The 24,877-nt window shown below is 69.2% G+C and carries 18 protein-coding genes and 2 riboswitches; of the genes, 10 read left to right on the forward strand and 8 right to left on the reverse strand.

Features of this window, described 5'->3' with window-relative positions; translation table 11 throughout:
- The first annotated feature begins 34 nt into the window (after positions 1-34).
- From ASC91_RS12305 to ASC91_RS12335, 7 genes are all read left to right on the forward strand, one after another.
- Positions 35-1,348: an MFS transporter gene (locus ASC91_RS12305; RefSeq protein WP_056196978.1), complete on the forward strand. Its 1,314-nt coding sequence runs from the start codon at positions 35-37 to the stop codon at positions 1,346-1,348.
- Between the two features lie 482 nt (positions 1,349-1,830).
- Positions 1,831-3,714 carry a phosphomethylpyrimidine synthase ThiC gene (gene thiC, locus ASC91_RS12310; RefSeq protein ID WP_056196980.1) on the forward strand — a complete coding sequence of 628 codons (1,884 nt, stop codon included), beginning with the start codon at positions 1,831-1,833 and terminating at the stop codon, positions 3,712-3,714.
- The gene (locus tag ASC91_RS12315) at positions 3,714-4,712 is read left to right on the forward strand and encodes an FAD-dependent oxidoreductase (protein ID WP_082532649.1); all 999 of its coding nucleotides are present in this window, start codon (positions 3,714-3,716) and stop codon (positions 4,710-4,712) included. Before thiC ends, ASC91_RS12315 begins: the two co-directional genes overlap by 1 nt.
- A complete protein-coding gene (gene thiS / locus ASC91_RS12320; RefSeq protein WP_056196984.1) occupies positions 4,705-4,908 on the forward strand; it encodes a sulfur carrier protein ThiS in 204 nt (67 codons plus the stop codon). The genes ASC91_RS12315 and thiS overlap by 8 nt, the downstream gene beginning before the upstream one ends.
- A 2-nt stretch (positions 4,909-4,910) precedes the next feature.
- Positions 4,911-5,699 (forward strand): thiazole synthase, encoded by a 789-nt coding sequence (locus ASC91_RS12325; protein WP_056196986.1) that lies wholly within the window; start codon positions 4,911-4,913, stop codon positions 5,697-5,699.
- Positions 5,696-7,249, forward strand: a complete 1,554-nt coding sequence (locus ASC91_RS12330) for a bifunctional hydroxymethylpyrimidine kinase/phosphomethylpyrimidine kinase (protein WP_056196987.1) — start codon at positions 5,696-5,698, stop codon at positions 7,247-7,249. The genes ASC91_RS12325 and ASC91_RS12330 overlap by 4 nt, the downstream gene beginning before the upstream one ends.
- 127 nt (positions 7,250-7,376) lie before the next feature.
- Positions 7,377-7,889 carry a PEP-CTERM sorting domain-containing protein gene (locus tag ASC91_RS12335; RefSeq protein WP_162247780.1) on the forward strand — a complete coding sequence of 171 codons (513 nt, stop codon included), beginning with the start codon at positions 7,377-7,379 and terminating at the stop codon, positions 7,887-7,889.
- An 11-nt stretch (positions 7,890-7,900) separates the two neighbouring features.
- On the opposite strand, the gene ASC91_RS12340 is transcribed toward ASC91_RS12335, so the two are convergent.
- Complete coding sequence (locus ASC91_RS12340; protein WP_056197265.1) at positions 7,901-8,833, reverse strand: LysR family transcriptional regulator; 933 nt, start codon at positions 8,831-8,833, stop codon at positions 7,901-7,903.
- A 105-nt stretch (positions 8,834-8,938) separates the two neighbouring features.
- On the opposite strand from ASC91_RS12340, the gene ASC91_RS12345 reads away from it, so the two are divergent.
- Together ASC91_RS12345 and ASC91_RS12350 are read left to right on the forward strand one after the other, a co-directional pair.
- Positions 8,939-9,952: a zinc-binding alcohol dehydrogenase family protein gene (locus tag ASC91_RS12345; protein ID WP_056196991.1), complete on the forward strand. Its 1,014-nt coding sequence runs from the start codon at positions 8,939-8,941 to the stop codon at positions 9,950-9,952.
- 112 nt (positions 9,953-10,064) lie between these two features.
- Entirely contained in the window at positions 10,065-10,799 is a 735-nt protein-coding gene (locus ASC91_RS12350; protein WP_056196993.1) for a DUF72 domain-containing protein, read from the forward strand.
- Between the two features lie 7 nt (positions 10,800-10,806).
- On the opposite strand, the gene ASC91_RS12355 is transcribed toward ASC91_RS12350, so the two are convergent.
- Genes ASC91_RS12355 through ASC91_RS12370 form a run of 4 tightly spaced genes read right to left on the reverse strand, consistent with a single transcriptional unit; the run spans position 10,807 to position 18,181 of the window.
- Complete coding sequence (locus ASC91_RS12355; RefSeq protein WP_157281503.1) at positions 10,807-12,276, reverse strand: hypothetical protein; 1,470 nt, start codon at positions 12,274-12,276, stop codon at positions 10,807-10,809.
- Positions 12,277-12,329: 53 nt separating this feature from the next.
- The gene (locus ASC91_RS12360) at positions 12,330-15,932 is read right to left on the reverse strand and encodes a PAS domain-containing protein (RefSeq protein WP_056196997.1); all 3,603 of its coding nucleotides are present in this window, start codon (positions 15,930-15,932) and stop codon (positions 12,330-12,332) included.
- Positions 15,933-15,987: 55 nt separating this feature from the next.
- Positions 15,988-16,785: an NRDE family protein gene (locus ASC91_RS12365; protein ID WP_056196999.1), complete on the reverse strand. Its 798-nt coding sequence runs from the start codon at positions 16,783-16,785 to the stop codon at positions 15,988-15,990.
- 7 nt (positions 16,786-16,792) lie between these two features.
- A complete protein-coding gene (locus ASC91_RS12370; RefSeq protein ID WP_056197000.1) occupies positions 16,793-18,181 on the reverse strand; it encodes an L-serine ammonia-lyase in 1,389 nt (462 codons plus the stop codon).
- A gap of 129 nt (positions 18,182-18,310) precedes the next feature.
- Between ASC91_RS12370 and ASC91_RS12375 the strand changes: the two genes are divergently transcribed.
- Positions 18,311-20,107: a diguanylate cyclase gene (locus ASC91_RS12375; protein WP_056197001.1), complete on the forward strand. Its 1,797-nt coding sequence runs from the start codon at positions 18,311-18,313 to the stop codon at positions 20,105-20,107.
- 58 nt (positions 20,108-20,165) lie between these two features.
- Here ASC91_RS12375 and gcvP read toward each other — a convergent pair whose 3' ends face one another.
- Genes gcvP through gcvT form a run of 3 tightly spaced genes read right to left on the reverse strand, consistent with a single transcriptional unit; the run spans position 20,166 to position 24,582 of the window.
- Positions 20,166-23,054 carry an aminomethyl-transferring glycine dehydrogenase gene (gcvP, locus tag ASC91_RS12380; RefSeq protein WP_056197003.1) on the reverse strand — a complete coding sequence of 963 codons (2,889 nt, stop codon included), beginning with the start codon at positions 23,052-23,054 and terminating at the stop codon, positions 20,166-20,168.
- Positions 23,055-23,075: 21 nt separating this feature from the next.
- Positions 23,076-23,450 (reverse strand): glycine cleavage system protein GcvH, encoded by a 375-nt coding sequence (gene gcvH / locus ASC91_RS12385; RefSeq protein WP_056197006.1) that lies wholly within the window; start codon positions 23,448-23,450, stop codon positions 23,076-23,078.
- 19 nt (positions 23,451-23,469) lie between these two features.
- A complete protein-coding gene (gene gcvT, locus ASC91_RS12390; protein ID WP_200955264.1) occupies positions 23,470-24,582 on the reverse strand; it encodes a glycine cleavage system aminomethyltransferase GcvT in 1,113 nt (370 codons plus the stop codon).
- Positions 24,583-24,609: 27 nt separating this feature from the next.
- A riboswitch (glycine riboswitch) is annotated at positions 24,610-24,724 on the reverse strand.
- 32 nt (positions 24,725-24,756) lie between these two features.
- Positions 24,757-24,854, reverse strand: a riboswitch (glycine riboswitch).
- Positions 24,855-24,877: the final 23 nt, after the last annotated feature.

Here is a 24,877-nt window from a genome sequence, read left to right on the forward strand (position 1 = left end):
TCCGCCATGCCCAGCAAATGCCTAAGGTCGGGGCATGAATACCTCGACCGTCGCTCAACCCGCCGCAACGCCTGTCACCGGCGTGCTTGTCGGCCTGGCCCTTTGCACCCTGCTGCCTTCGCTGGCCGTCAGCAGCGCCAATGTCGCGCTGCCCACGCTGGCTAGCGCCTTCGGTGCCGGCTTCGCCGAGGCGCAATGGGTCGTGCTGGCCTATCTGCTGGCGATCACGACCCTCATCGTCAGTGCCGGCCGGCTGGGTGACCTGATCGGCCGACGCCGCCTGCTGCTGGCCGGCATCGCGCTGTTCACGGCCGCGTCGACGCTCTGCGCGCTGGCACCCACGCTGCCGCTGCTGATCGCCGCCCGGGCACTGCAAGGCGTGGGCGCTGCCGCCATGATGGCCTTGACGATGGCCATGGTGGGCGCGGCGCTGCCCAAGGCGCGCACGGGCAGCGCGATGGGGCTGCTGGGCACGATGTCGGCAGTCGGCACGGCTCTCGGTCCGTCGCTGGGTGGCGCGCTGATCGGTGCTTTGGGCTGGCAGGCCGTATTCGCCGTCAACCTGCCGCTGGGCTTGCTGGCCATTGCGCTGGCCTGGCGGTATCTGCCGGCTGACCGAGGGCAGGGCGCTGCCGGCTTCGACCTGCCCGGCACGTGGTGGCTGGCGCTGACGCTGGCGGCCTATGCCCTCGCGATGACGTGGCATCTTGGCCTGCTGGCTGCCGCCGCGGTGGGCCTGCTGCTGTTCCTGCGCACCGAGGCGCGCGCTGCGGCGCCTCTCGTGCGGCTGGACCGGCTGCGCGACCCCGCCCTGAGCACAGCCCTGGCGATGAACGCCCTGGTGTCTGCCGTCATGATGGCCACCCTGGTCGTTGGCCCCTTCCACCTCAGCGGCGCGCTCGGCCTTGGCGCTGCCACAGTAGGTGTGCTGATGTCCGTCGGCCCCCTCCTTTCGGCCGGCAGCGGCATTCCGGCCGGCCGGCTGGTGGACCGCTTCGGCACACGGCGCACGAGCCAACTGGGCCTTGCCGTCATGGCGGTTGGCTGCGCGCTGATCGCGCTGCTGCCCGCGTCACTTGGCGCCATCGCCTATGTGGGCCCACTCGCCATCGTCACGCCAGGCTATGCACTCTTCCAGGCCGCCAACAACACAGGGGTCATGGCCGAGGTGCCGGCCGAACAGCGCGGCGTCATCAGCGGCCTGCTGACGCTGTCGCGCAACCTCGGCCTCATCACCGGCGCCTCGGCCATGGGCGCCGTTTTCGCCGCCGGCGGCCTGCGCTTGAGCTTCGTCATCGCGACAGCTTTGGTTGCCGTCGCCCTCGGGCTTGCCAGACGCGCGAATTGACAAGCACAATCGCCCCCGCTCCGGGGTGCCCGGGCCTGGCGAAAGCCGAGCCCAGACGCTGAGATGGTCATCCTGGGCTTGTTAACACGACGGCAATGGGCCGCGAAGGCCATCTGCCAGGGGCCAATCAAGGCGTAGCGCGCCGCCCGCATTGATATGCGGGCAAGCGGTGCAACGCGGAGTGACCCCTGGCAGATGGCCTTCCCTTCGGGTTGTGGCCAGAAAGGCCGCGCGCGGCGTTGCAAATGCTCGCCGGGTGCCCAACCCGGCTCCGCTTTGCGCCTTGCTCGCGGCCTTTCTGGCCACAACGCGGCCCGTTGCCGTCGTGTTAACAAGCCCTGACCAAACCCGTGAACTTGAACCGGCTAATACCGGCGTAAGGAGAGCGCATGCCTCGCGGCGTGCAGGTGTGGCCTTCGGGCCGGACCTCACCCACAGGCGGCCTTGGAGCACCGAACCCACTGCTCCAGGAGACCGCCGCCATGAACGCCCCCGAAAAGAACCTCTCGCTCGATGAGCGCCTGTCGCTGACGCGCGAGCCCTTCCCGGCATCAAGCAAGGTCTACGTGACCGGCAGCCGGCCCGACGTGGCCGTGCCCATGCGAGAAATCGCGCTGACGAATGGCGAGCGGGTCGTCGTGCACGACACCTCCGGCCCCTACACCGACCCCAAGGCGCAGATCGACGTGCGCCGCGGCTTGCCGTCCATCCGCTCCAGCTGGGTTGGTGACCGCGCCGACACCGAGGCCTATACCGGCCGCACGCGCGTGGCGCTGGACGATGGCGGCAAGGAGGACAACGAGCGCATCGCCCAACTGCGCGCCGAGGCCGCCGCGCTGCAGCGCCCCCCGCGTCGCGCCCAGGCCGGCGCCAACGTCAGCCAGATGCACTACGCCCGCCGCGGCATCGTCACGCCGGAGATGGAGTTCGTCGCGCTGCGCGAGAACGGCAAGCGCGAGTGGATGCGCGAATACCTCTCCGACGCCGAGCGCGAGCAGCGCCTGCGTGGCGACTCGCTAGGTGCGGCCATCCCCGAGAGCATCACCCCCGAATTCGTCCGCCAGGAGGTGGCGCGAGGCCGCGCCGTCATCCCGGCCAACATCAACCACACCGAGCTGGAGCCGACCATCATCGGCCGCAACTTCCTCGTCAAGGTCAACGCCAACATCGGCAACTCGGCCGTCACGTCCAGCATCGAGGAAGAGGTCGAGAAGCTGGTCTGGTCCATCCGCTGGGGTGCGGACACGGTGATGGACCTCTCCACCGGCCGCAACATCCACACCACGCGCGACTGGATCGTGCGCAACTCGCCCGTGCCCATCGGCACCGTGCCCATCTACCAGGCGCTGGAGAAGGTGGGCGGCATCGCCGAAGACCTCTCCTGGGCCATCTTCCGCGACACGCTGATCGAGCAGGCCGAGCAGGGCATCGACTACTTCACCATCCACGCCGGCCTGCGCCTGCCGTTCATCCACCTGACGACCAAGCGCCGCACGGGCATCGTGTCGCGCGGCGGCTCCATCCTGGCCAAGTGGTGCATCACGCATCACCGCGAGAACTTCCTGTACACGCACTTCGAAGAGATCTGCGAAATCATGAAGGCCTACGACGTGACCTTCTCGCTGGGCGACGGCCTGCGCCCCGGCAGCGGCGCCGATGCCAACGACGAGGCGCAGTTCGCCGAGCTGAAGACGCTGGGCGAACTGACCAAGGTGGCCTGGAAGCACGACGTGCAGACCATGATCGAGGGCCCCGGCCACGTGCCCATGCATCTCATCCAGGCCAACATGACGGAGCAGCTCAAGCACTGCGACGAGGCGCCGTTCTACACGCTGGGCCCGCTGACCATCGACATCGCGCCGGGTTACGACCACATCGCCAGCGCCATCGGCGCGGCCATGATCGGCTGGATGGGCACGGCCATGCTCTGCTACGTGACGCCCAAGGAGCACCTGGGCCTGCCCGACCGCGACGACGTGAAGCAGGGGCTGATCGCCTACAAGATCGCGGCCCACGCGGCCGACATCGCCAAGGGTCACCCCGGTGCCCGCGCACGTGACGACGCGATGAGCAAGGCGCGCTTCGAGTTCCGCTGGAACGACCAGTTCGCACTCGGCCTTGACCCCGACACGGCGCGGGACTATCACGACGAGACCCTGCCTAAAGACTCGTCCAAGGAGGCGCACTTCTGCTCCATGTGCGGCCCGAAGTTCTGCTCGATGAAGATCACGCAGGACGTGCGCGAGTACGCGGCGGCCAAGGGGCTCGAAGCGGCGGACGTGGTGGCTGACGGCATGGCGCAGAAGTCAGCCGAGTTCCGCAAGGCCGGCGGCGAGCTCTACATCCCCATCAAGCCGCAGGCGTGATTCGCGTTGCAATTGCAGGCGCCGGCGTCATGGGCCGGCTGCTGGCCTGGCAGCTCGCGCGGGCCGGGCATCGCGTGACCGTGGCTGACCCTGCCTCGGGACCGATCGAGCCCGGCGCCGCCGCCTTCACTGCTGCCGGCATGCTGAGCCCGCTGGCCGAGCAGGAGCATGCCGAGCCCGAAGTGGCGGCGCTGGGCTGGCGGTCGCTCGCGCTGTGGCCGGCAATCGCCGCGGCGCTGGGGCAACCCGGCCTGGTGAAGACCGAGGGCAGCCTGCTGCTGGCGCATGGCAGTGACCTGGGCGCGGCGCGGCGAGTGTTGGCCCGCCTGGCGGAAGGCCCCGAACCGCTGGATCGAGTCGCGCTGCAGGCGCTGGAACCCGCGCTTGCGCCCGATCTGAAGGCCTGGCTGCTGCCCGGCGAAGGCCAGTTGCTGCCGCGCGAGTTGCTGGCCGCCCTGGCCGAGCAAGCCGCCGATGTCGACTGGCTCTGGGGCCGCCGCGCCGTCGCTGTCCGGCCCCACATGCTGGAACTCGACGATGGCCGTCGCCTGGATGCCGACCTCGTCATCGACACCCGCGGTCTCGGTGCCAGGCCCGACCTGCCGGACCTGCGCGGCGTTCGCGGCGAGATCCTGTGGCTGCACGCGCCGGGCGTCGTGCTCAACCGCCCCGTTCGGCTGCTGCATCCACGCCACCGCGTCTACCTCGTGCCCCGGCCGGGCGACGTCATCGTCGTTGGTGCGTCCGAGGTCGAGAGCGAGGACCGCTCGCCCGTCAGCCTGCGCAGCGCCGTCGAGCTGATGGCTGCGGCGCACAGCGTGCTGCCGGCGCTGGCCGAGGCACGCATCGTGCACATGGAAACCAACCTGCGCCCAGCGCTGCCGGACCACCGCCCGCGCATTGATCACAAGCCCGGCCTGCTGCGCATCAACGGCCTGTTCCGCCACGGCTGGCTGCTGGCGCCGGCGCTGGCCGAGAAAGCGCTTCAGCATGTCTGAGTTCACCTTGAACCGCGAGCCCCGCCCCTGGCGCGAAGGCCTGAGCGTCGCGGCGATGCTGGCCGAGCAGGACAGGGCGCCCGAAGCCGTCGCCACGGCGTTGAACGGCGCCTTCGTGCCCCGTTCGCTGCGTGAGGTGACGCTGATCCAGCCCGGCGACGAACTGACCCTCATTCAACCCATCACCGGAGGCTGAGCATGTCTTGGACCCTTTACGGCCGCCAGCTCACCAGCCGCTTCCTGCTCGGCACCGCCGGCTACCCCTCGCCCGAGATCCTTCGCCGGGCCGTGCTGGCCAGCGGCGCCCAGGTGTTGACCGTCGGCCTCAAGCGCACGCTCGCGGCGGCCGGCGACAACGGCTTTGTCGCCGCCATCCGCGCGACGCTCGCCGAGACCGGCGGCCACCTGCTGCCCAACACCGCCGGGTGCCGCACCGCGCAGGAGGCCGTCACGCTGGCGCACATGGCGCGCGAGCTTTACGACACGCCGTGGATCAAGCTGGAGGTCGTCGGCGACGAGTACACGCTGCAACCCGACCCCTGGGAGCTGGTCACGGCCGCCGAGCAGCTCGTGAAGGACGGTTTCGAGGTCTTCCCCTACTGCACCGACGACCTCGTCACCTGCCGCCGCCTGCTGGACGCCGGCTGCCAGGTGCTGATGCCCTGGGGCGCACCCATCGGGTCGGGCCAAGGCCTGCTCAACCCGTTCGCCCTGCGCACGCTCCGCGAGCGCCTGCCCGGCGTGCCGCTGATCGTGGACGCCGGCATCGGTGCGCCCTCGCACGCGGCCCAGGCGATGGAGCTGGGCTTCGACGGCGTGCTGCTCAACTCGGCGATAGCCCAGGCCGGCGACCCCATCCGCATGGCCACCGCCTTTGGCCAGGCCATCGCGGCCGGGCGAACCGGCTTCGAGGCCGGCGTCATGAGCAAGCAGGACATGGCTGTCGCGAGCACACCGGTGGGCGGCAGGCCCTTTCTGATTCCATGAGCAAGCCACCCATCATCTGGAGCATTGCCGGGCTGGACAGCGGTGGCGGTGCCGGCCTGTCGGCCGACCAGCGCGCTGCCGATGCGGCGGGCGTGCACCTTTGCCCCGTGGCGGCCGCATTGACGGCGCAGAACAGCGTCGCCGTCGACGCGGTCTTTCCCGTGCCGCCCGAGCAGCTCGACGCCCAGCTCGCTGCGCTGGCCGATGACCTGCCGCCTGCTGCGATCAAGACGGGCCTGCTCGGTGGTGTTGAGCAATTGCGCGTTGTTGCACGCTGGGTTGACCGGCTGCGCGAGCGCGCTCCCGTCACTCTGGTTGTCGACCCGGTGCTGCGGGCCTCCACCGGCGCCAGCTTTGCCGACGAAGCGCTGTTGCGCGCCTATCGCGAGGAGCTGCTGCCGCGGGCCAGCGCCGTCACACCTAACCAGCGCGAGGCCGTGCGCCTGGTGGGCGAGGGCAGCGTGCCTGCGCAGGCGCGCGCGCTGCTGGCCCTGGGGGCCCGCGCTGTCTGCATCACCGGTGGCGATGCCGGCGGCCCGCTCGCCCTGGATTGGCTGGCGGCCGAGCATGCAACCGGCTGGCTGGCCTTGCCGCGCCGCGCCGCTGGCAACAACCACGGTACTGGCTGCACCTTCGCGACCGCCCTGGCTGCGGCATCGGCCCGCGGTTTCGTCGCTGCCGATGCGGCCGTCATCGCCAAGATGCTGACGACCTCCGGCCTACGTGCCGACCTTCAGTCGCCTGGCGCTGGCGCGGGGCCGGTGCGGCCCGAGTCCGGCTTCATCGGCGATGCCAGCCTGCTGCCCGCGCTGTTCGACGACGAGGCACCACCCGAGGCCTGGCCGGCAGCGCGCCGCGGGGCACCGGCCCTTGAAGAGGTCTACGCCATCACCGACAGCGGCGCCCATGCCGCCAGCCTTTTTGAGGGCGGCCTGCAAGCCGTTCAATTGCGCGTCAAGCGAACCCTGGGCGAGGCCGACTCCGTCTGGGCAGCCCGGCTGCGCGCCGAAATCAAGGCCGCGCGCCGCCCGGGCGCGGTCCTCATCGTCAACGACCATTGGCGCGAAGCGCTGGCCTCGGGAGTCGACTTCATCCATCTGGGCCAGGAAGATCTGCTGGCGCTTTCCGCTGCCGATCGACGTGACCTCGCCGAGGCGCGGGCTCGGGGCCTGCGCCTGGGCCTGAGTTCGCACAGCCTGTGGGAGCTGGCCCGCGCCGTGGCCTGGTCGCCCGACTACATCGCCTGCGGTCCCGTCTGGCCAACGCTGACCAAGGCCATGCCGTGGCGGGCGCAAGGGCTGCACAACCTGGCCTGGTGGGTGGCCATGGCGCCGGCGCCGGTGGTCGGCATTGGCGGCGTGCTGGAGCTGCAGCAACTGGCCGAGATCGCCGCCAGTGGCGCCAGCGCCGGCTGCGTCGTGCGCGGCCTTGCACCCGGGGCGACCCACCTGCCGCAGGCCTGGCAACGGGCGTGGCGCGATGGGCGTGCTGCGCTGCGTTTTCACGCGCCGCACTGGCCGCTTCCCGGCCTGCCCGTCAAGCTCGAATGAGGTGCTTGAGCCCGATTGCGGTGTCGGTGGGCTTTACAGCGCCTGTTACAAAGAATGTGCGCTTCATAGGAGAAACCAGCAATGGCCCGGAGCTTGCTTTGATTTGCTAAATCGCCTGGAGAACAAGATGAATTTCCGTACCGTCCTTGCCGGTGTTGCCCTCGCAGCGTCTGCTTTGGTTGCCCATGCCGCACCCGTCCTGATCATGCAGGGTGTTGGTGGCGTGGATCTGAACAACCTGCTCATCGGGCAAACCTTCCAGGTCGAAGTGATCGTCCAAGGCGGTTCGGCCGGCGAGGTGGATGCCGGTGGTTCCGGCGGCGGTGCGTTCACTGCCGATGGCTCGCCCGCGCTGAACCTGACAAACATCGTCATCGGTACCCTGGGTAATGGTGTGGAGTGGAATCTTGACCCGTCGCTGTTCATCATCGATTACACGGCCGTTGCCGCGGGTTCCGGTTTCATCGCCACCAATTCTCAGTGCCTGAATTCCAACCTTCAGAACTACGGCTGCGGCTTCACCAGCGGCCCGCTGAATTTCACAGTGCGTGACCCGAACCGCCTGCCCGAGCCCGCCAGCCTGGCGCTGACTGGTCTTGCATTGCTCGGCCTGGGCGCCATCCGCCGCCGCGCCCACTGAACGTCGCGGCCTCAGCGCCGCACTTCGCTTCCATCCAGGGCCCCACAGTGGGCCCTGATGCTTTCTGCGAGCCGCCGCAGGGCCGGCGTCAGGCGGTGCCGCCCGACCGCCATCCAGTGAAGCGGCGCGGGCTCGCCGAGCCATTCCGGCAGCAGCGCCACCAGCCGCCCGGCCGCCAGGTCGGCGGCCACGTCGAGGCGGCTCTTGTAGGCGATGCCCAGCCCGGCCACGGCCCATTCGCGCACCAGGCCGCCGTCGTCCACGGTGCGGTCCCCACTGACCTCGACCGCGCAAGCCTCTCCATCGGGTGACGTGAAGCGCCAGCGGCCGTGCAGGCTGTCGCCGAGCACCCAGCGCAGGCAGTTGTGGCCGCGCAGGTCAGCGGGCGTCGCCGGTTGCCCGTGGCGAGCGACATAGGCCGGGCTGGCGCACAGCACGCGACGGTTGTCCGGCGCCAAGGGCAGGGCGATGAGACTGGAGTCCGGCGGCTCGCCGTAGCGCACGGCGTAGTCGACGGGCTCCTGCACAAGATCGGCCACCCGGTCGCTGAGTCGCAACTCCAGTTGCAACGCCGAGCTGCCATCGCTGGCAATGAAATCCTCGATCCAGTGCCAAAGATGCTGGCGCCCGATGTCGCTGGGCAGGCTCACCCGCAGGCGGCCGCTGAGGGGCTGGTCCTCGGCCGTGATGCTCCGCAGCGCGGCTTGGCCACCCTCCCATGCCGCCAACAGCTGCCGTGCATGCGGCAGCCATTGCTCGCCCGCTTCGGTCAGGCGCAGCCGGCGCGTCGAGCGCTCGAACAGCCGCACGCCCAGCTCACGCTCTAGCCTTGCAATGGTGGCGCTGGCCTGCACGGGGCCGAGGTCCAGGCGTCGCGCGGCCGCCGAGAAGCTGCCAGCCTCTGCTGCGCAGACAAAGAGCTGCAGCGGTGAAAAGCGATCCATCTTCATTGTTGTGATGAAACTGATTCTCCGATCCTAGTCTTTCTGATTTGAATGCCGGCCGCCACCATGACGACCATCGTTGATTCGTCTCAGAAAGGACGCCCCATGAAAGCCGTCGGCTATCTGCAATCCCTGCCCATCGATCACCCCGAATCCCTGATCGATCTCGAACTGCCCGCGCCGGCGCCCGGCCCGCTGGACCTGCTGGTTCGCGTCGCGGCCGTGTCGGTCAACCCCGTCGACACCAAGGTGCGACGCAACCGCGCGCCCACGGCATTCCAGCCCGAGGTCCTCGGCTGGGACGCCGTGGGCACCGTGGAGGCGCTGGGCAAGGACGTCGTTGGCTTTGCCATCGGTGACCGCGTCTACTACGCCGGCGCCATCAATCGCCCCGGCTCCAATGCCGAGCTGCAGGTCGTCGACCATCGCATCGCGGCGCTGGCGCCAAAAAGCCTCACCGATGCCGAGGCCGCCGCCCTGCCGCTGACCGCCATCACGGCCTGGGAGCTGTTGTTCGACCGCCTCGGCGTGCCTGAGGGCGGCGGCGCGGGCCAGAGCCTGCTGGTCACCGGCGCGGCCGGAGGCGTCGGTTCCATCCTCGTGCAGCTCGCCCGTGAGCTGACCCAGTTGCGCGTCATCGGCACAGCCAGCCGGCCCGAAACGCAGGACTGGGTGAAGCAACTCGGCGCCCATATCGTCATCGACCACAGCCAGCCATTGCGGCCGCAACTGGTGGCCGCCGGCGTCGCAGAGGTCGAGTTCATCGCCAGCCTCACCCATACCGAGCAGCACTGGGACGCCCTCATCGATGCCGCCGCGCCCCAAGGCCGTCTGGGCCTCATCGACGACCTCTCGGGCCCCATCGATGTGATGACGCTCAAGCGCAAGGCCCTGTCCCTGCACTGGGAAATGATGTTCACGCGACCGATGTTCGGCACGGCGGACGTCGCGGAGCAGGGCCGCCTGCTGGTGCGCATCGCCGCCCTGGTCGACGCGGGTCGTGTGCGCACCACGGTCAGCGAGCAGCTGCGCCCGATCAATGCGGCGAACCTGCGGCGGGCGCATGAACTCGTTGAATCGGGCCGCATGCGCGGCAAGATCGTCCTCAGCGGCTTCTGAGCCGCGTCGGACAGGGGCGGGCCCGCGCTGCGCCCTTGTCTGACGCCCGACCCCTGCCAGCCTGCCTAGGCTGGGGACATTGCGATCTTGACGCGGAACTGGTCGACAGCCCATGTCCACTCGGCGCTTGGACGTCACTGCACCCGTCGTTATCGCCACGGCTGCCTGGTCCATCCCGGCCAAGGTGGCGGCGGCCTTTCCGGCGGAGGGCTCGCAGCTGGAGCGTTATGCCGCCGTCATGAACGGCGTCGAGATCAATTCCTCCTTTTACCGCCCGCATCGGCCGCAGACTTATGAGCGCTGGGCCGCCAGCACACCCGAGCACTTCCGCTTCGCCGTCAAGCTCCCGAAGCAGATCTCGCATGAGGCGCGGCTCGAAGGCGTGCAGGAACTGCTGGTGCGCTTTGCCGGCGAAGCCGGTGCCCTGGGCCAGAAATGGGCCGTGCTGCTCGTGCAGTTGCCGCCATCCCTGCATTTCGACGCCGGCGTGGCCGACCGCTTCTTCAAGCAAGTGCATGCGGTGTTCGGTGGCGGCGTCGTCTGCGAGCCGCGCCATCTGAGCTGGTTCTCACTCGAGGCAGAGAAGTTGCTGCGCGATCACGAGGTGGCGCGTGCTGCGGTCGACCCGGCCAAGTGGCCGGGTTCCCACGAGCCCGGCGGCTGGCCAGGCCTGCACTATTTCCGCTGGCATGGCTCGCCGCGCATCTACTGGTCACCCTATGAAGAGGCCTGGTTGCAGGAGCGCGCCGAGTTGCTGCCGCGAGACGTGCCCTGCTGGTGCGTCTTCGACAACACAGCGTCCGGTGCGGCGCTGCAGGATGCACTGCGGCTTCAGGCCCTGCTGTGAACCCGGCTCACCACTTGCAGCCCTTGCCGCGCGCCGCGTCCACGGCCAGTGGCAGGGCGGCCAGGATGCCGGCGTTCGCGTAGGCCTTGCGACAGTCCTTGTTGGCGGCATCTTCGATGGACTGCTCGAGCTTGGACTTGCGCTCCGGTGGCTGCGGCAGCATGTCGACCAGGCCCGGGCCGCGGCGGGCGGCAATGTCACCGCGCGGCAGTGACAGGTTCAGCGGCGCGCGCGGTGCGCTGGCCGCGGCCGACGGCGGCATGGGCAGGTCGGGGCCCAGGCGTGAGCCGGCATCGGGCGAGCCTGCCGCAGCTTTGGGTGCGGCATAAGGGCTGGCGTTGGGATCGCCTTTCGCCGGGCCGGCCGGGGCGTTGACCTCGCCGGGCACGTTGCCTGACAGCTCGTTCAGCGCCGACGCGCCAGGTGCGGCCGCGGCGGTTCGCGGGGTGGCGGTGCTTTGCAGCGGCGTGACTGCAGCACCGCCATCGGCCGACTCCAGGCGGCGCACCGGTGCCGGCAGGTCCTGGCTGTTCAGCGCCGGCGCCGTGGCCGTGGCGGCTGCCGCTGGTGCGCGCAGTTCGCTGGAGCGCGTCAGCGGCGTGACAGCGCCGCCTTCGGCTGTCGGCGCCTCCAGCCGCTGTACGGCGGAGGGCAGGGCGGTGCTCGGTTCAGGCTGGGCGACGGTGCTCGGCGGCGCGGCACGCAGCTCGGCAGCGCGTGGCGGTGCCCGGCTCACACCCGCCTCGGCTGGCGCCTCGAGGCGGCGCACCGGGGCCGGCAGCTCGACGCTCGGCGTGGCGGTGGTGGCCGGCGCAGGCGCAGCACGCAGCTCAGCCGGCCGGGGCAAGGCGGCCGCAGGGGCGGCGGGTGCAGCCTCCAGGCGGCGCACCGCCGAGGGCAGATCGGCAGGCAGGGTGGGCAGTTCGGTCGGGCGGCTCGGCGCACGCAGGCTGGTGGCGGAGGGCAATGGCGCCACGGCAGCCTCGGGCCTGGCTTCCAGGCGGCCAACGGCGGCGGGCAGTTCCGCCGAGGGCGTTTGCAGCGGCGCGGTGCGCGGCGGTGCACTGAGGTTCTCGCGCTCCACGGGTTTGAAGCCCTCGGGCAGCTCCAGCGTCGCCGCGCTCGGCGGCGCGGGCGAGGGCTCCTCGGTGCGGGCGGCTTCGGGTGGCACTTCCTGCGGGTTCGTGCGGCCCAGCCTGGCGGCGCCAGCTTCGGTAACGGCGGGCGTTGGCCCACGCTGTCCGCCGGAGTCGGCCGTGCTGCTGTCGCTCGGCGGCGCGCCGGCTTGGTTGCCGCTGCGGCCCAGCAGCTTGACGGTCAGGCTGCCCCAGACACCCTGGCCCGGCGCGGCCGTGCCGCTGGCGTTGCCGAAGACGAGCACCAGCCAGACGTGCAGCAGCACCGCCAGCAGCAGGCAGCGCTGCAGCTGCTTGGGGTCGGGCGGCAAACGGCGGGGAAGGGCGACGGCGGCAGTCACTGCGGGCGCATTTTGGCCCGGCGCCGCGCCCGGGTTGTTACCAGCTCCGGCGATCAGAAGATGGTTTGCGCGAAGGTGTCACGCCCGGCGGCCTTGGCGCGGTACAAGGCCCGGTCAGCGCGCTCGAGAAGGTCGTCGGCACCGTCGCCCACGCCGCCCCAGCAGGCCATGCCGACGCTGGTCGTCACGAGGATCTCGCCGCCCCCGGGCAGTGGCATCGGCGGGCGGATGGCATCGACGAGCTTGGCCGCCACGTGCGACGCCTCGGCATCGCTCAGCAGGCCTTCCAGGATGACGACGAACTCGTCGCCGGCCAGACGCGCCGCGGTGTCGGTGCTGCGCACGGCGCCGCGGATGCGCGTGGCAAATTCCTTGAGCACGGCATCACCGGCGGCATGGCCATGGCCGTCGTTGATGCGCTTGAAGTGGTCGATGTCCATGAAGATCAAGGCCAGGGCCTTCTGGCCGCGGCGGGCGCGCGCCAGCGCCAGGGCCAGCCTTTCCTCGAACTCGCGGCGGTTGGGCAGGCGGGTCAGCGGATCGATGCGGGCCAGTTCATGCAACCGGCGCTCGATGTCCTTGGTGGCCGTGATGTCGGTGGACAGGGTGTAGACGCCGGCGACGTTGCCGTCGGCGCGCCGGTCGGGGATGTAGACGGTGTGAAGGTACCGGGTCAGGCCCAGGGCCTGGGACGCGACCTCAAATTCAACGCGTTCGCCGCGCAGCGCCTGCTCCAGGGCCGGCTGGCGCTGGGCATAGAGCTCGGGACCGATCAGCGCCTTCAGGTGGCTGCCGACGGCCAGTTCGGGGGCCACGCCCATCCATTCCTCGAAGGTCTTGTTGACGAAGGTCAGGCGTTGGTTACGGTCGATATAGGAGATCAGCACCGGCAGGTTGTCGGCGATGGCCTTGAGGTGGGCCTGGGCGTCGCCGAGACGCTGGGCGGCGAGCTTGCGGTCGGTGATGTCGAAGGTCACCGCGAAGACGCCGACGACCTGATCGTCGGGGTCGAACTCCGGCACATAGGTCTGCTGGTATTGGCGGGCCTGGCCAACACTGGGGCCGGTCTCTGATTCGAAGACGACGGTCTGGCCCGCCATGGCCTTGGCCAGCCAGGGGTGCACCTGCGCGACGTAGTCCGCGTCACGCACTTCGTCAATGCGCCGGCCGAGCAGTTGCTCGGGATCGAGTTTGAGCAGGGTCTCGAACTGGCGGTTGGCGAACAGATAGCGGCCGTCGGCATCCAGGTGGGAGATCAGGGCCGGCAGGTTGTCCGTGATGGAGCGCAGGCGCCGCTCGCTGCGCTCCTGCTTCAACTGGGCACTGCGCAGGGCCGTGATGTCGAAGGTCATCAGATAGAAGCCGCTGACGGCATCGGTCTGCGCGTCGCGCATCGGCACGAGGTGGATCTGGAAATAGCCAGTGCCATCGCGCCAGGGTAGCGAGCCCTCGAAAGTCTGGCGCTGGCCTTGCAGCACGGCCTTCACATGGGGCTCGTGCAGGGCATAGCTGGCCTCGCCCAGGCCGTCGCGCATGGGCAGGCCGATGGCCTTGTCGCGGTCGACGTTGTGGATCTTGAGCGCCAGGTCATTGGCAAAGATGCAATGCTCCTCGGCATCGAAGACGCCGACGATGGCCGGGATGGCGTTGGTCACGTCGCGCATGCGCTGCTCGCTGGCGGCGAGTTGGCGGGCAGCGGCCTTGCGCTGGCTGACGTCGCGCACGAAGGCATTCGCGGCGTAGCCGTCGCCTGCCGCCATGGCGGCAACGGACAGCTCCACGTCCAGCAGCCGGCCGTCGCGGTGCTGGGCCACGAGCTCGACACGCTGGTTGACGACGCGGCCCTGGCCGGTGTGCCGGAAACGCGCCATGCCGGCCTCGTGGGCGGCGCGTGACTCAGGCGGGATGATGAGTTCGGCAACGCGCTGGCCCCTCGCCTCGGCCTCGGTGTAGCCGAACAGGCGTTCAGCCTGCAGGTTCCAGTCGGTGATGAGGCCTTCGCTGTCCAGGCCGATGAAGGCGTCGCTCGAGTTGTCGAGGATGGCGCGGCAGCGCGCCTGCTCGCCGGCCAACTGCTTCACCAGGGGCCTCACGTGCTGCCTGAGCACCCAGGTGCCTATCAAAGTCAGCACCGTCAGCAGCAGGGCCAGCCAGCCCAGGCGCTGGCGGATGACGGCGAAGACGGCGTCGATGTCGGCCTTGACGACCATGGCTAGGCCGGTGCGCCCGAGCGGCACATAGGCCGCGACGACCGGCACGCCGCGCAGGTCTGGCGTTAGCGTGACGCCCGTCTCGCCGAGCAGGGCGCGGTTGATCGGCAGGTTGACGTTGCCGCTCGCGTCGAACATCGGGATGGTGAAGGCCTTCGGGTAGAGCTTGGACGGCACACAGGACGCGACCTTGTCGATGCGGTTGCAGATCAGCACGTCGGAGGAGGCGTCGGTATCGCGGATGCGCATGACCAGGCGGTCCATCAATGCCAGGCGCTGCTCGCTCTGGAAGCGGCCCACCACCTCGCCCTTGTCCATGACCGGAACGTCGATCGCAAGCAGGAAACCGCTGGTCCAGGCGAGACGACCCGTGGCGGCGTAGTCGGACGCCAGCGCCAGCGACGGCGTGCCGGCCTGGGCCGCGAAGGCGCCTGCCTCGGCCAGCGGCGCGCCGGTGGCGTCGACGAAGCGCGCCGCGGTGACGCCGGCCGTCAGCAGGCTGCGTGTGATGTTGCCCAGGCGCTCGCGCCGGGCGGTGTCGGCCGGGCTGCTGGCCAGCGCCGCGAGTTGCTCGATGACGATGGGGCGGGTGGCGATGGTCTGTGCGAGCCAGACGCCGCCGTCGACGGCGCTGACCAGTGCCTCGGCGGTGAGCACTGCCGTGGAGCGCACATCTTCCTTGCGCGTGTGCTCGAATTCCGATTCCAGCGCTGCGAAGCCGCCCGCACCGGCCGCCACGGCGACCAGGGCCAGCACGGCCAGCGAGCGCCGCGTGATGCGCTGCTCATGCAGGTCGATGCGCTCACGCAGGTCGCTCCAGCTCAGGCGCAATTCCCAGATCGACAGGGCCAGCAGCGCCAGGCCAGCGGCCGTCGGCAGCGTCAGGCGGTTGTATGAACCCCAGTGGTAGAGCTGCTCCAGATTCAGCAGATAGCCCAGGATGCCAAGGAGGGCGATGCAGGCCGCGACGATGATGCCGACCGCGCTCAAACGCCGGGCCAGCGTTCGTGGCGGGCCGGCCAGCAGGCCCAGGCAGGCGAACAGCAGCAGCAGGGCCACGCAGCCATTGGGTGAGATGCGGCCGGGGTGAGGGTTCAGCGCCGTTGGCAGCACGCCGGGGCGGGTGATGTCGATACCCAGGGACAGGCCCCCCACGGCCTCGATGAGCATCAAGGCTGGCAACACGGCCATCAGCAGTGCCATGCCCTGCACGGCGCGCCTGGCAGCAGCGCTTGGCGCTTGCCCGCTGCGCCAGCCGGCCATGACCCAGGCCGTGGCGCCGCCGAGCAGCAGCAGCACCGACGACACGATGCCGATCTCGGCCAGCCCGGGCAGGAAACTGCCGACATCCAGTTGCAGGCACCAGCGCACCGCGACAAAGCCGGCCAGGAGCATGCAGGCCAGCGCGGTCCAACGGGCGGTCGACAGGCGAGGCAAGGGTTTCATCGGGCAGCGAGAAGCGGCAGTGCCCGCCTGTATATCAGCTTGAGCGGCGCCTGGGTCAGGGCCAGCGGCTCAATTCGTGGTGGACGGGCGGGAGCCAGTCACCGCCGGCCGTGATGCTGCGCTCGATGACGTGGGTAGTACCGTTGGCCTCACGGATCAGCACGGTCGCACAACGAGTGCCGTAGACGGCAACGCCGGGCTGCGCGGGGTCGGTCATGCGCACGAAGCGGGGCGACAGCAGGCGCTCCCGGGCCAGGCCGACGCCGGTGTCGGGCAGGGCCGCGTCCGGAGCCGGCGTGGCGTCGGCCAGCGCGGCGAAGAGCCGGCTTGCCAGTTGCTGCACCGAGGTTGAGCTGTCGAGCGCCTCGGCCAGCGCTTCCGACAGGCCCAAGGTCTTGGGCCAGGGCGTGTCAAGCGAGGCATTCGATAGCGCGTGGATGCCGGGCCGCAGTTCAAGCGGCGCGGAGGCACGGTTGCTGATCCAGTGCCAGGCGTTGCGGGCCAGATCGGCAGTGACGAGATTGAAGCCGTTGTAGCCCTGTGCCAGCCCGGCCGCGAAATCGTCAGCGTCGCTGGACGAGCCAAGCCAGTCAACGACCAGGGCGCCGCGCGACGGCGCATCGGCGACTTGCCGACCGGGCTCGCGCACATTGGTCAGCAGCGCCAGCCGGCCGCCGCGCGTCAGGCCGAACCAGGTGCCACCGGCGCTGAGATCGCGGCCGGCGAGGATGTCGGGCAGGTCCGGCCACCAACCCATGGGCGCGGCCTCGCGAGCGAAAAACTCGTCGCGGTTGGCGGCGATGACGAGGGGGAAGCGCGGGTGGGTGTTCAGCGCGAACGCAGCGAGGCACATGGCCGCGTCAACATTCGACGATGTTCACGGCGAGGCCGCCGCGGGCCGTTTCCTTGTACTTGGTCATCATGTCGGCACCGGTGTCGCGCATGGTCTTGATGACCTTGTCGAGGCTGACGAAATGGGTGCCGTCGCCGCGCAACGCCATGCGCGCCGCGTTGATGGCCTTGACCGAGGCGATGGCATTGCGCTCGATGCAGGGGATCTGCACCAGGCCGCCGACCGGATCGCAGGTCAGGCCCAGGTGGTGCTCCATGCCGATCTCGGCCGCGTTCTCGACCTGCTCGGGCGTGCCGCCCATCACCTGGCAGAGGGCCCCTGCAGCCATCGAACAGGCCACGCCGACCTCGCCCTGGCAGCCGACCTCGGCACCGCTGATGGAGGCGTTTTCCTTGTAGAGGATGCCGATGGCCGCGGCCGTCAGCAGGAAGTCGACGACGCCCTTTTGCGTGCTGCCGTGCACGAAGCGCGTGTAGTAGTGCAGCACCGCGGGCACGATGCCAGCTGCGCCGTTGGTGGGCGCCGTGACGACGCGGCCACCGGCAGCGTTCTCCTCGTTGACGGCCAGGGCATAGAGATTGACCCAGTCCATCACCTGCAGTGGGTCGCGCAGCGCGGCCTCGGGGTTGGCTGTCAGGTCGCGGTGCAGCTGGGCCGCGCGGCGCTTGACCTTGAAGCCGCCGGGCAGGATGCCCTCGGTCTTGCAGCCGCGCGTGACGCAGGCCTGCATGACGCCCCAGATCTTCATCAGGCCGGCGTCGATCTCGGCCTCGGTGCGCCAATGGCATTCGTTGCGGCGCATCAGCTCGGCGATGGAGATGCCGTGGCGCTTGGTCAGCTCCAGCAGCTCGTCGCCGGACTTGAAGGGGTAGGGCAGCACGGTGGTGTCTGGCGCGATGACCTTCTGCTTGCTGCCGTCGGCCGCCACCTCGTCGCTGACGACAAAGCCGCCGCCGACGGAGTAGTAGACGCGGTTGGCGATTTCGTTGCCATCCGCGTCGAAGGCGATGCAGCGCATGCCGTTGGCGTGGAAGGGCAGCGTCTCGCGGCGCTTGAAGACCAGGTCCTTGGCTTCGTCGAAAACGACCTTGTGCTGGCCGAGCAGGTTCAAGTCGCCTGCGCGGATGGTGTCCATCAAGGCCGGGATGGCCTCGATGTCCACTGTGTCAGGCTCATGCCCGGCCAGGCCCAGCAGCACCGCCTTGTCGCTGCCGTGGCCCTTGCCGGTGGCGCCCAGGCTGCCGTACAGGATGACCTGCACGCGCGCCACCTTGTCGAGCAGGCCGTCGTGTTGCAGCCGCAGGCCGAAAAGCCGCGCCGCGCGCATCGGCCCGACCGTGTGCGAGCTGCTCGGGCCGATGCCGATCTTGAAGAGGTCGAAGACGGAGACTGCCATGGGAGGCCTTTCGGGCAATGAGTGGAAGCCTTTCAGCGAAGCGGGTGCGGGCGCTGCCTACACTCCCGCCCCATGCTGAAGAGGTGTTTGGGTGGGCGCCGGCAAGCCTGGCGGTGGTGGGTGGCGGGGATGTTGTGGCTGCTGTCGGGCGTCGCCTGGGCGGGTGGTGTCGACCTGCAGGCCCTGCCGGCCGATGGGCTGGCGCTGGGGCCGCACTGGGAGCTGTTGCAGGACCCGGACCGCAAGCTGGATCTGGCGGCCGTAGCGCGCGGCGACTGGCAGCCCAGCACGGCCGGCGGCGAGGCCGTGTCGTTCGGCTACACCGGGGCCGCGGTCTGGCTGCGCCTGCCGCTGCGCAACGGCGGCAGCCAGCCGGTGCAGGCCATGCTGGACATCAGCTATCCGCTGCTGCAATACCTCGACGTGATCCTGCTCGCGCCGGACGGCACCACCGTAAGGCATGAACTCGGCTACCAGCGCCCCTTTGCCCAGCGGCGCTGGCCGGGCGGCAACTTCGCCGTGCCGATCACGCTGGCGCCGGGCGAGACCCGGATGCTGGTGCTGCGGGTGGCGTCCGCCAACTCGCTGATCGTGCCGGCTCGGCTGTGGCGCGCCGATGCCTTTCCGCACTTCGACCAGCGCCGGTTGGCCGTGCAGATGCTGTACTTCGGGCTGGCGCTGGCCGTGGGCCTCTACAACCTGGTGATCTTCCTGCTGCTGCGCGACGCGTCGTTCGGTTGGTACGTGCTGTTCGCCGGCAGCATCGCGGCGTCGCTGGCTTGCTTCACCGGCATCGGCACCAACTTCCTTTGGCCGGATGCCCCCTTCTGGCAGCAGCGCGGCGTGAACGTGCCCGGCTCGGTGGCGGCCATCGCGCTGATGATGTTCTCGCGCCGCATGCTGCGCACGCCGCAGACCATGCCGCGGCTGGACCTCGGGCTGCGTGCGCTGATCGCGCTGAATGTGCTGCTCATCCCGTTGCTGATGGGCTGGTTCGCGCAGACGGCGCCGTTCTGGGCCGTCTGCAGCGCCACGACGGCCGCGCTGCTGCTGGCCTGCGGCATCACCGGCACGTTGCAGCGCCAGCGCAGCGCCTACTTCTTCGTCGTGGCCTTCAGCGTGCTGCTGGTGGCCGTGCTGCTGGGCCACATGCGCAACCTGGGCGTGCTGCCCAGCAACCTGATCACCAGCGCCGGCACCCAGGCCGGCTCGGCGGTCGACCTGCTGCTGCTGTCGCTTGCACTGGCCGACCGCTACGCGCGCATGCGCGCCGACAAGGAGCAGGCCCAGGCGCGCGCGCTGCAGGCCGAGCAAGCCCGCGTGCAGGCACTGACCGACAGCGAACGGGTGTTGGAGGCGCGCGTGCTGGAGCGCACCGCGGCGCTGGAGGCGGCCAACCGGCAGCTCGAATTGATGAGCCAGACCGACGGCCTGACCGGGCTGGCCAACCGGCGGCATTTCGACGCGGTGCTGGCTGCTGAATGGGCGCGCGCCCAGCGGGCCGGCCAGCCGCTCGGGCTGGGGCTGCTCGACGCCGATCTGTTCAAGGCCTACAACGACAGCATGGGTCATGTCGCCGGTGACGACTGCCTGCGCCAGATCGCGGCTGTGCTGACCGAGACCATCGGCCGGCGCAGCGGTGAGCTTGTGGCCCGCTACGGCGGCGAGGAGTTCGCCTTCATCGTGCCCGGTGCCGGCGCCATGCAGATGCAGGCGCTGGGCGAGCGCATCGTCGCCGCGTTGCGAGCGCGGGCGCTGCCGCACCCGGCCAGCTCCACCGGCCACGTCACAGCCAGCATCGGGCTGGCAGCCGAAGTGCCCGGCGCAGATCGTCGCCCCGAGCTGTTGGTGCAGACCGCCGATACGGCCCTCTATGCCGCCAAGGCGGCTGGGCGTGATCGGGTGCAGCTGGCGCACGAGGGCTAGAACCGGTACCGGGATGTCGTCTGTTTTCCGATACCAGCGAACCCGCATGGCCTGAGCCTCAGGCCTCTTCGTACTCGCTCAGCGGCACGCAGCTGCAGAACAGATTGCGGTCGCCCCACACGTTGTCCACGCGGCCCACCGGCGACCAGTACTTCTGGCGGCGCAGCGAGGGCAGTGGGAAGGCGGCGGCTTCGCGGCTGTAGCCGTGGGTCCAGTCGGTGGCGCTGACGACCATCGAGGTGTGCGGCGCGTTGACCAGCGGGTTGTCCTCGCGGCTGACCTTGCCGGACTCGACGTCGGCGATCTCCTGGCGGATCTGGATCATCGCGTCGATGAAACGGTCCAGCTCGGCGCGGGACTCGCTCTCGGTCGGCTCGACCATCAGCGTGCCGGCCACGGGGAAGCTCAGCGTCGGCGCATGGAAGCCGTAGTCGATGAGGCGCTTGGCCACGTCCTCTGCGCTGACGCCGGAGCTGTCCTTCAGCGGACGCAGGTCCAGGATGCACTCGTGGGCCACGCCGCCGCCCTTGACGCCGTCGATGTTGCCGCTGAAGTGGATGTCGTAGTGGTCCGACAGGCGGGCCGCGACGTAGTTGGCGGACAGGATGGCCACCTCGGTGGCCTTCTTCAGCCCCTCGGCGCCCATCATGCGGATGTACATCCACGAGATCGGCAGCACGGCCGCGTTGCCCAGCGGTGCGGCCGAGACAGCGCCGATGTTGGTTTCCTTGCCCAGACCGGCGGTGCGGTGCGCCGGCAGGAAGGGCACGAGGTCATCGACGACGCAGACCGGGCCGACGCCCGGGCCGCCGCCGCCGTGCGGGATGCAGAAGGTCTTGTGCAGGTTCAGGTGGCTCACATCACCGCCGAACTCGCCGGGTGCTGCCACACCCACCAGCGCGTTCATATTGGCGCCGTCCACGTAGACGCGGCCGCCGTGGGTCTTCACCATCGCGCAGATTTCCTTCACGTGCGTGTCGAACACGCCATACGTGGAGGGGTAGGTGATCATGATCGCGGCGAGCTTGGCGGCGTGCTGTTCGCACTTGGCCTTCAGGTCGACGAGATCGATGTTGCCTTCCTTGTCGCACTTGGTGACGACGACCTGCATGCCCACCATCTGCGCCGACGCCGGGTTGGTGCCATGGGCGCTTTCCGGGATCAGGCAGACATTGCGCTGATGGTCGCCACGCGACTCATGCCAGGCCTTGATGGCCAAGAGGCCAGCGTACTCGCCCTGCGAGCCGGCGTTGGGCTGCAGGCTGATGCCGGCATAGCCGGTGCACTCGGTCAGCCAGTTCTGCAGCAGCTGGTCCAGCTCGGTGTAGCCGGCCAGCTGGTCCTGCGGCGCGAAGGGATGCACCCCCGCGAACTCAGGCCAGGTGATGGGGATCATCTCGGCCGTGGCGTTGAGCTTCATCGTGCACGAGCCCAGCGGGATCATGCTGCGGTCCAGCGCCAGGTCCTTGTCCGAGAGGCTGCGGATGTAGCGCAGCATCTCGGTTTCGCTGTGGTGGGTGTTGAAGACCGGGTGGCTCAGGTAGGCGCTGCTGCGGCGCAGTTGCGTCGGGATCAGGCTGTCGACGCCGGCGGCGAACTCGGCGACGGTCGGCACGGCCGCACCGGCGGGTGCAAACCAGCTCCAGACCGCCTCGATGTCGGCGCGCGTCGTCGTCTCGTCCAGCGCGATGCTGACGTGCTTGTCGCTGATCTTGCGCAGGTTGGCTTGCGCGGCCACGGCCTTGGCCATGATCGGGGCGGGATCGCACTCGACCAGCAGCGTGTCGAACACATGCGGCGTGACGACCTTGGCGCCCATGCGCGTCAGGCCGGCGTGCAGGATGGCCGTGTAGCTGGCCACGCGTTCGGCGATGCGCTTGAGGCCTTGCGGGCCGTGATAGACCGCGTACATGCTGGCCACGACGGCCGGCAGCACTTGCGCCGTGCAGATGTTGGAGGTGGCCTTCTCGCGGCGGATGTGTTGCTCGCGGGTCTGCAGCGCCAGGCGCATGGCCGGGTGGCCTTGCGCGTCCTTGCTGACGCCGACCAAGCGACCCGGCATGGAGCGCTTGAATTCGTCCTTGCAAGCCAGGAAGGCGGCGTGCGGGCCGCCGGCGCCCATGGGCATGCCGAAGCGCTGGCTGTTGCCGGCAACGATGTCGGCGCCGAACTCGCCAGGCGAGACCAGCAACGTCAGCGCGAGCAAATCGGTGCAGACGATGAAGGCGGCGCTCTTGGCGTGGGCCTGGTCGGCAAATACCTTCAGGTCATGGATGAGGCCGGTGGTGCTGGGGTATTGGCAGACGACGGCGAAGTAGTCGTTCTCGGCCATCAGCGCGGGCGCCATGCCGACCTTCACGTCGATACCCAACGGCGCGCAACGCGTCTGGATGACTTCGATGGTCTGCGGGTGCACGTCACCAGCAACGATCAGCGTGTTGCTCTTGCTCTTCACGCCGCGCTTGGCCAGCGTGACGGCTTCTGCGGCCGAGGTGGCCTCGTCCAGCATGGAGCCGTTGGCGATGTCCATGCCGGTGAGGTCGGTCACCATCGTCTGGAAGTTCAGGATGGCTTCCATGCGGCCCTGCGAGATCTCGGCCTGGTAGGGCGTGTAGGCCGTGTACCAGGCGGGGTTCTCGAGGATGTTGCGCAGGATGACGCCCGGCGTGTGAGTACCGTAGTAGCCCTGGCCGATGAAGCTCTTGTAGACCTTGTTCTTGCCAGCGATCAACTTCAGCTCGGCCAACGCACCCGCCTCGGTGATGGGCGCGGGCAGCTTCATGCCCTGGGCGCGGCGGATGGACTTGGGCACGACCGCGTCGATCAGCGCGGTGCGGCTGGCCACGCCGACGGCGGCGCACATCAGGGATTCATCGACGGCATCCGGCCCGATGTGGCGGGCGTGGAATTCGGAGGCGTCTTCGAGTTGAGAAAGCGGCGTCGGCATGGCGGGTCTTGCTTCGAGGATTTACAGGGTCTTCAACAGGGCGTCGTAGGCGGTCGAGTCCATCAGGGCATCGAGCTGGCTGGGATTGCTCAGCTTGACCTTGAAGAACCAGCCGGCCTTGAGCGGGTCGGTGTTGGCCAGCGCCGGGTCGTCGCGCAGGGCTTCGTTGACTTCGACGACTTCGCCGTCCACGGGCATGTAGACGTCGGCCGCGGCCTTGACGGACTCGACGACGCCGGCGACTTCCTTCTCGGCGTAGGTCTTGCCCACTTCGGGCAGGTCCACGAAGACCACGTCGCCCAGCGCGTCCTGCGCGTGCACGGTGATGCCGACCGTCGCCGTGCCGTCACCGTGGACGTCAAGCCATTCGTGATCGGGGGTGTACTTGATGCTCATCGTTCAGGCTCCGAGAGGTTTAGCCGCGGTAGTAGCGGTTGGGGGTGAAGGGGGTGGCGGAAACAACCATGGGCGTGCGCTTGTCGCGCACGATGGCGAAGACTTCGGTGCCAGCGGCGGTGTGGGCCTTGTCGAGATAGGCGAGTGCCACCGGTTGGTTGACCGTGGGGCCCAGTGTGCCGCTGGTGACGACGCCGATTTCGGTGCCGTCTGCCGACACGATCTTGGCGCCCTCACGCACGGGCATGCGTTCCTTGCCGACCAGGCCCACGCGCTTGCGGGCAGCGCCGTTGGCCAGTTGCTCGTCGATGACGGCCGCGCCGGGATAGCCACCGGCACGCGCACCGCCGGCGCGGCGCACCTTCTGGATGGCCCAGGTGATGGCCGCTTCGACCGGCGTGGTCGTCTCGTTGATGTCGTGGCCGTAGAGGCACAGGCCGGCTTCCAGGCGCAACGAGTCGCGCGCGCCCAGGCCGATGGGCTTGACCTCGGGTTGCGCCAGCAGCTTGCGGGCGAAGGCGATCGCGTGATCCTGGTGGACCGAGATTTCGAAGCCATCCTCGCCGGTGTAGCCCGAGCGGGTCAGGAAGAAGTCAATGCCGTCGACATAGAAGAAGCCGCCGGTCATGAAGGTCAGCTTTTCGACACCGGGAATCAGGCGGCTGAGCGCGTCGACGGCCAGCGGGCCTTGCAGCGCCAGCAGCGCGCGCTCAGGCACGGGAATGACCTCGCAGCGCGAGCCGATGTGCTTTTGCATGTGAGCAATGTCCTGCTCCTTGCAGCCGGCGTTCACCACCACGAACAGGTCGTCGGGGCGCTTGCAGACCATCAGGTCGTCCAGCAGGCCACCCTGGTCGTTCGTGAAGAGGGCGTAACGCTGCTTGAAGACGCCGAGGTCGACGATATCGACCGGCACCAGGATCTCGAGCGCAGCGGCGGCATCCGAGCCGACCAGGCGCACCTGGCCCATGTGCGACACATCGAACAGGCCGGCGGCCGCTCGCGTGTGCTTGTGCTCGGCCATCACGCCGGCGGGGTATTGCACCGGCATGTCGTAGCCGGCGAAGGGCACCATCTTGGCGCCGAGTTCGACGTGAAGGGCGTGCAGGGGCGTTTGCAGCAAAGAGGACATCAAGTGCTCCGACGAAATTCGGGTTTGGATGTCCTCGCTGTCCGGGGTACCTGAGAGATTGACAAGGCGGTGTGCAGTCCCGCGCAAGCTTGCCCCTTCGGTGAGCCGACTCCAGGGTCGGCTTCTCTCCAGTGAGGAACGTCGGGAGTGTCTGCCACTGGTGGCGCCCACTCAAGACGTTTGTCAGTCCTTTTGCCTGAGCGTTCGGATCGCTAGACCCTGCGCCTTCGGCGGCCCCCAACTTCAGCGGGGCGCTCTCCTGACGAGTGAGGATTCTATGCACATCTAGGGGGCT

This window comes from Pelomonas sp. Root1237 (genome assembly GCF_001425055.1).
In the GTDB taxonomy this organism is placed as follows: Bacteria; Pseudomonadota; Gammaproteobacteria; order Burkholderiales; family Burkholderiaceae_C; genus Pelomonas.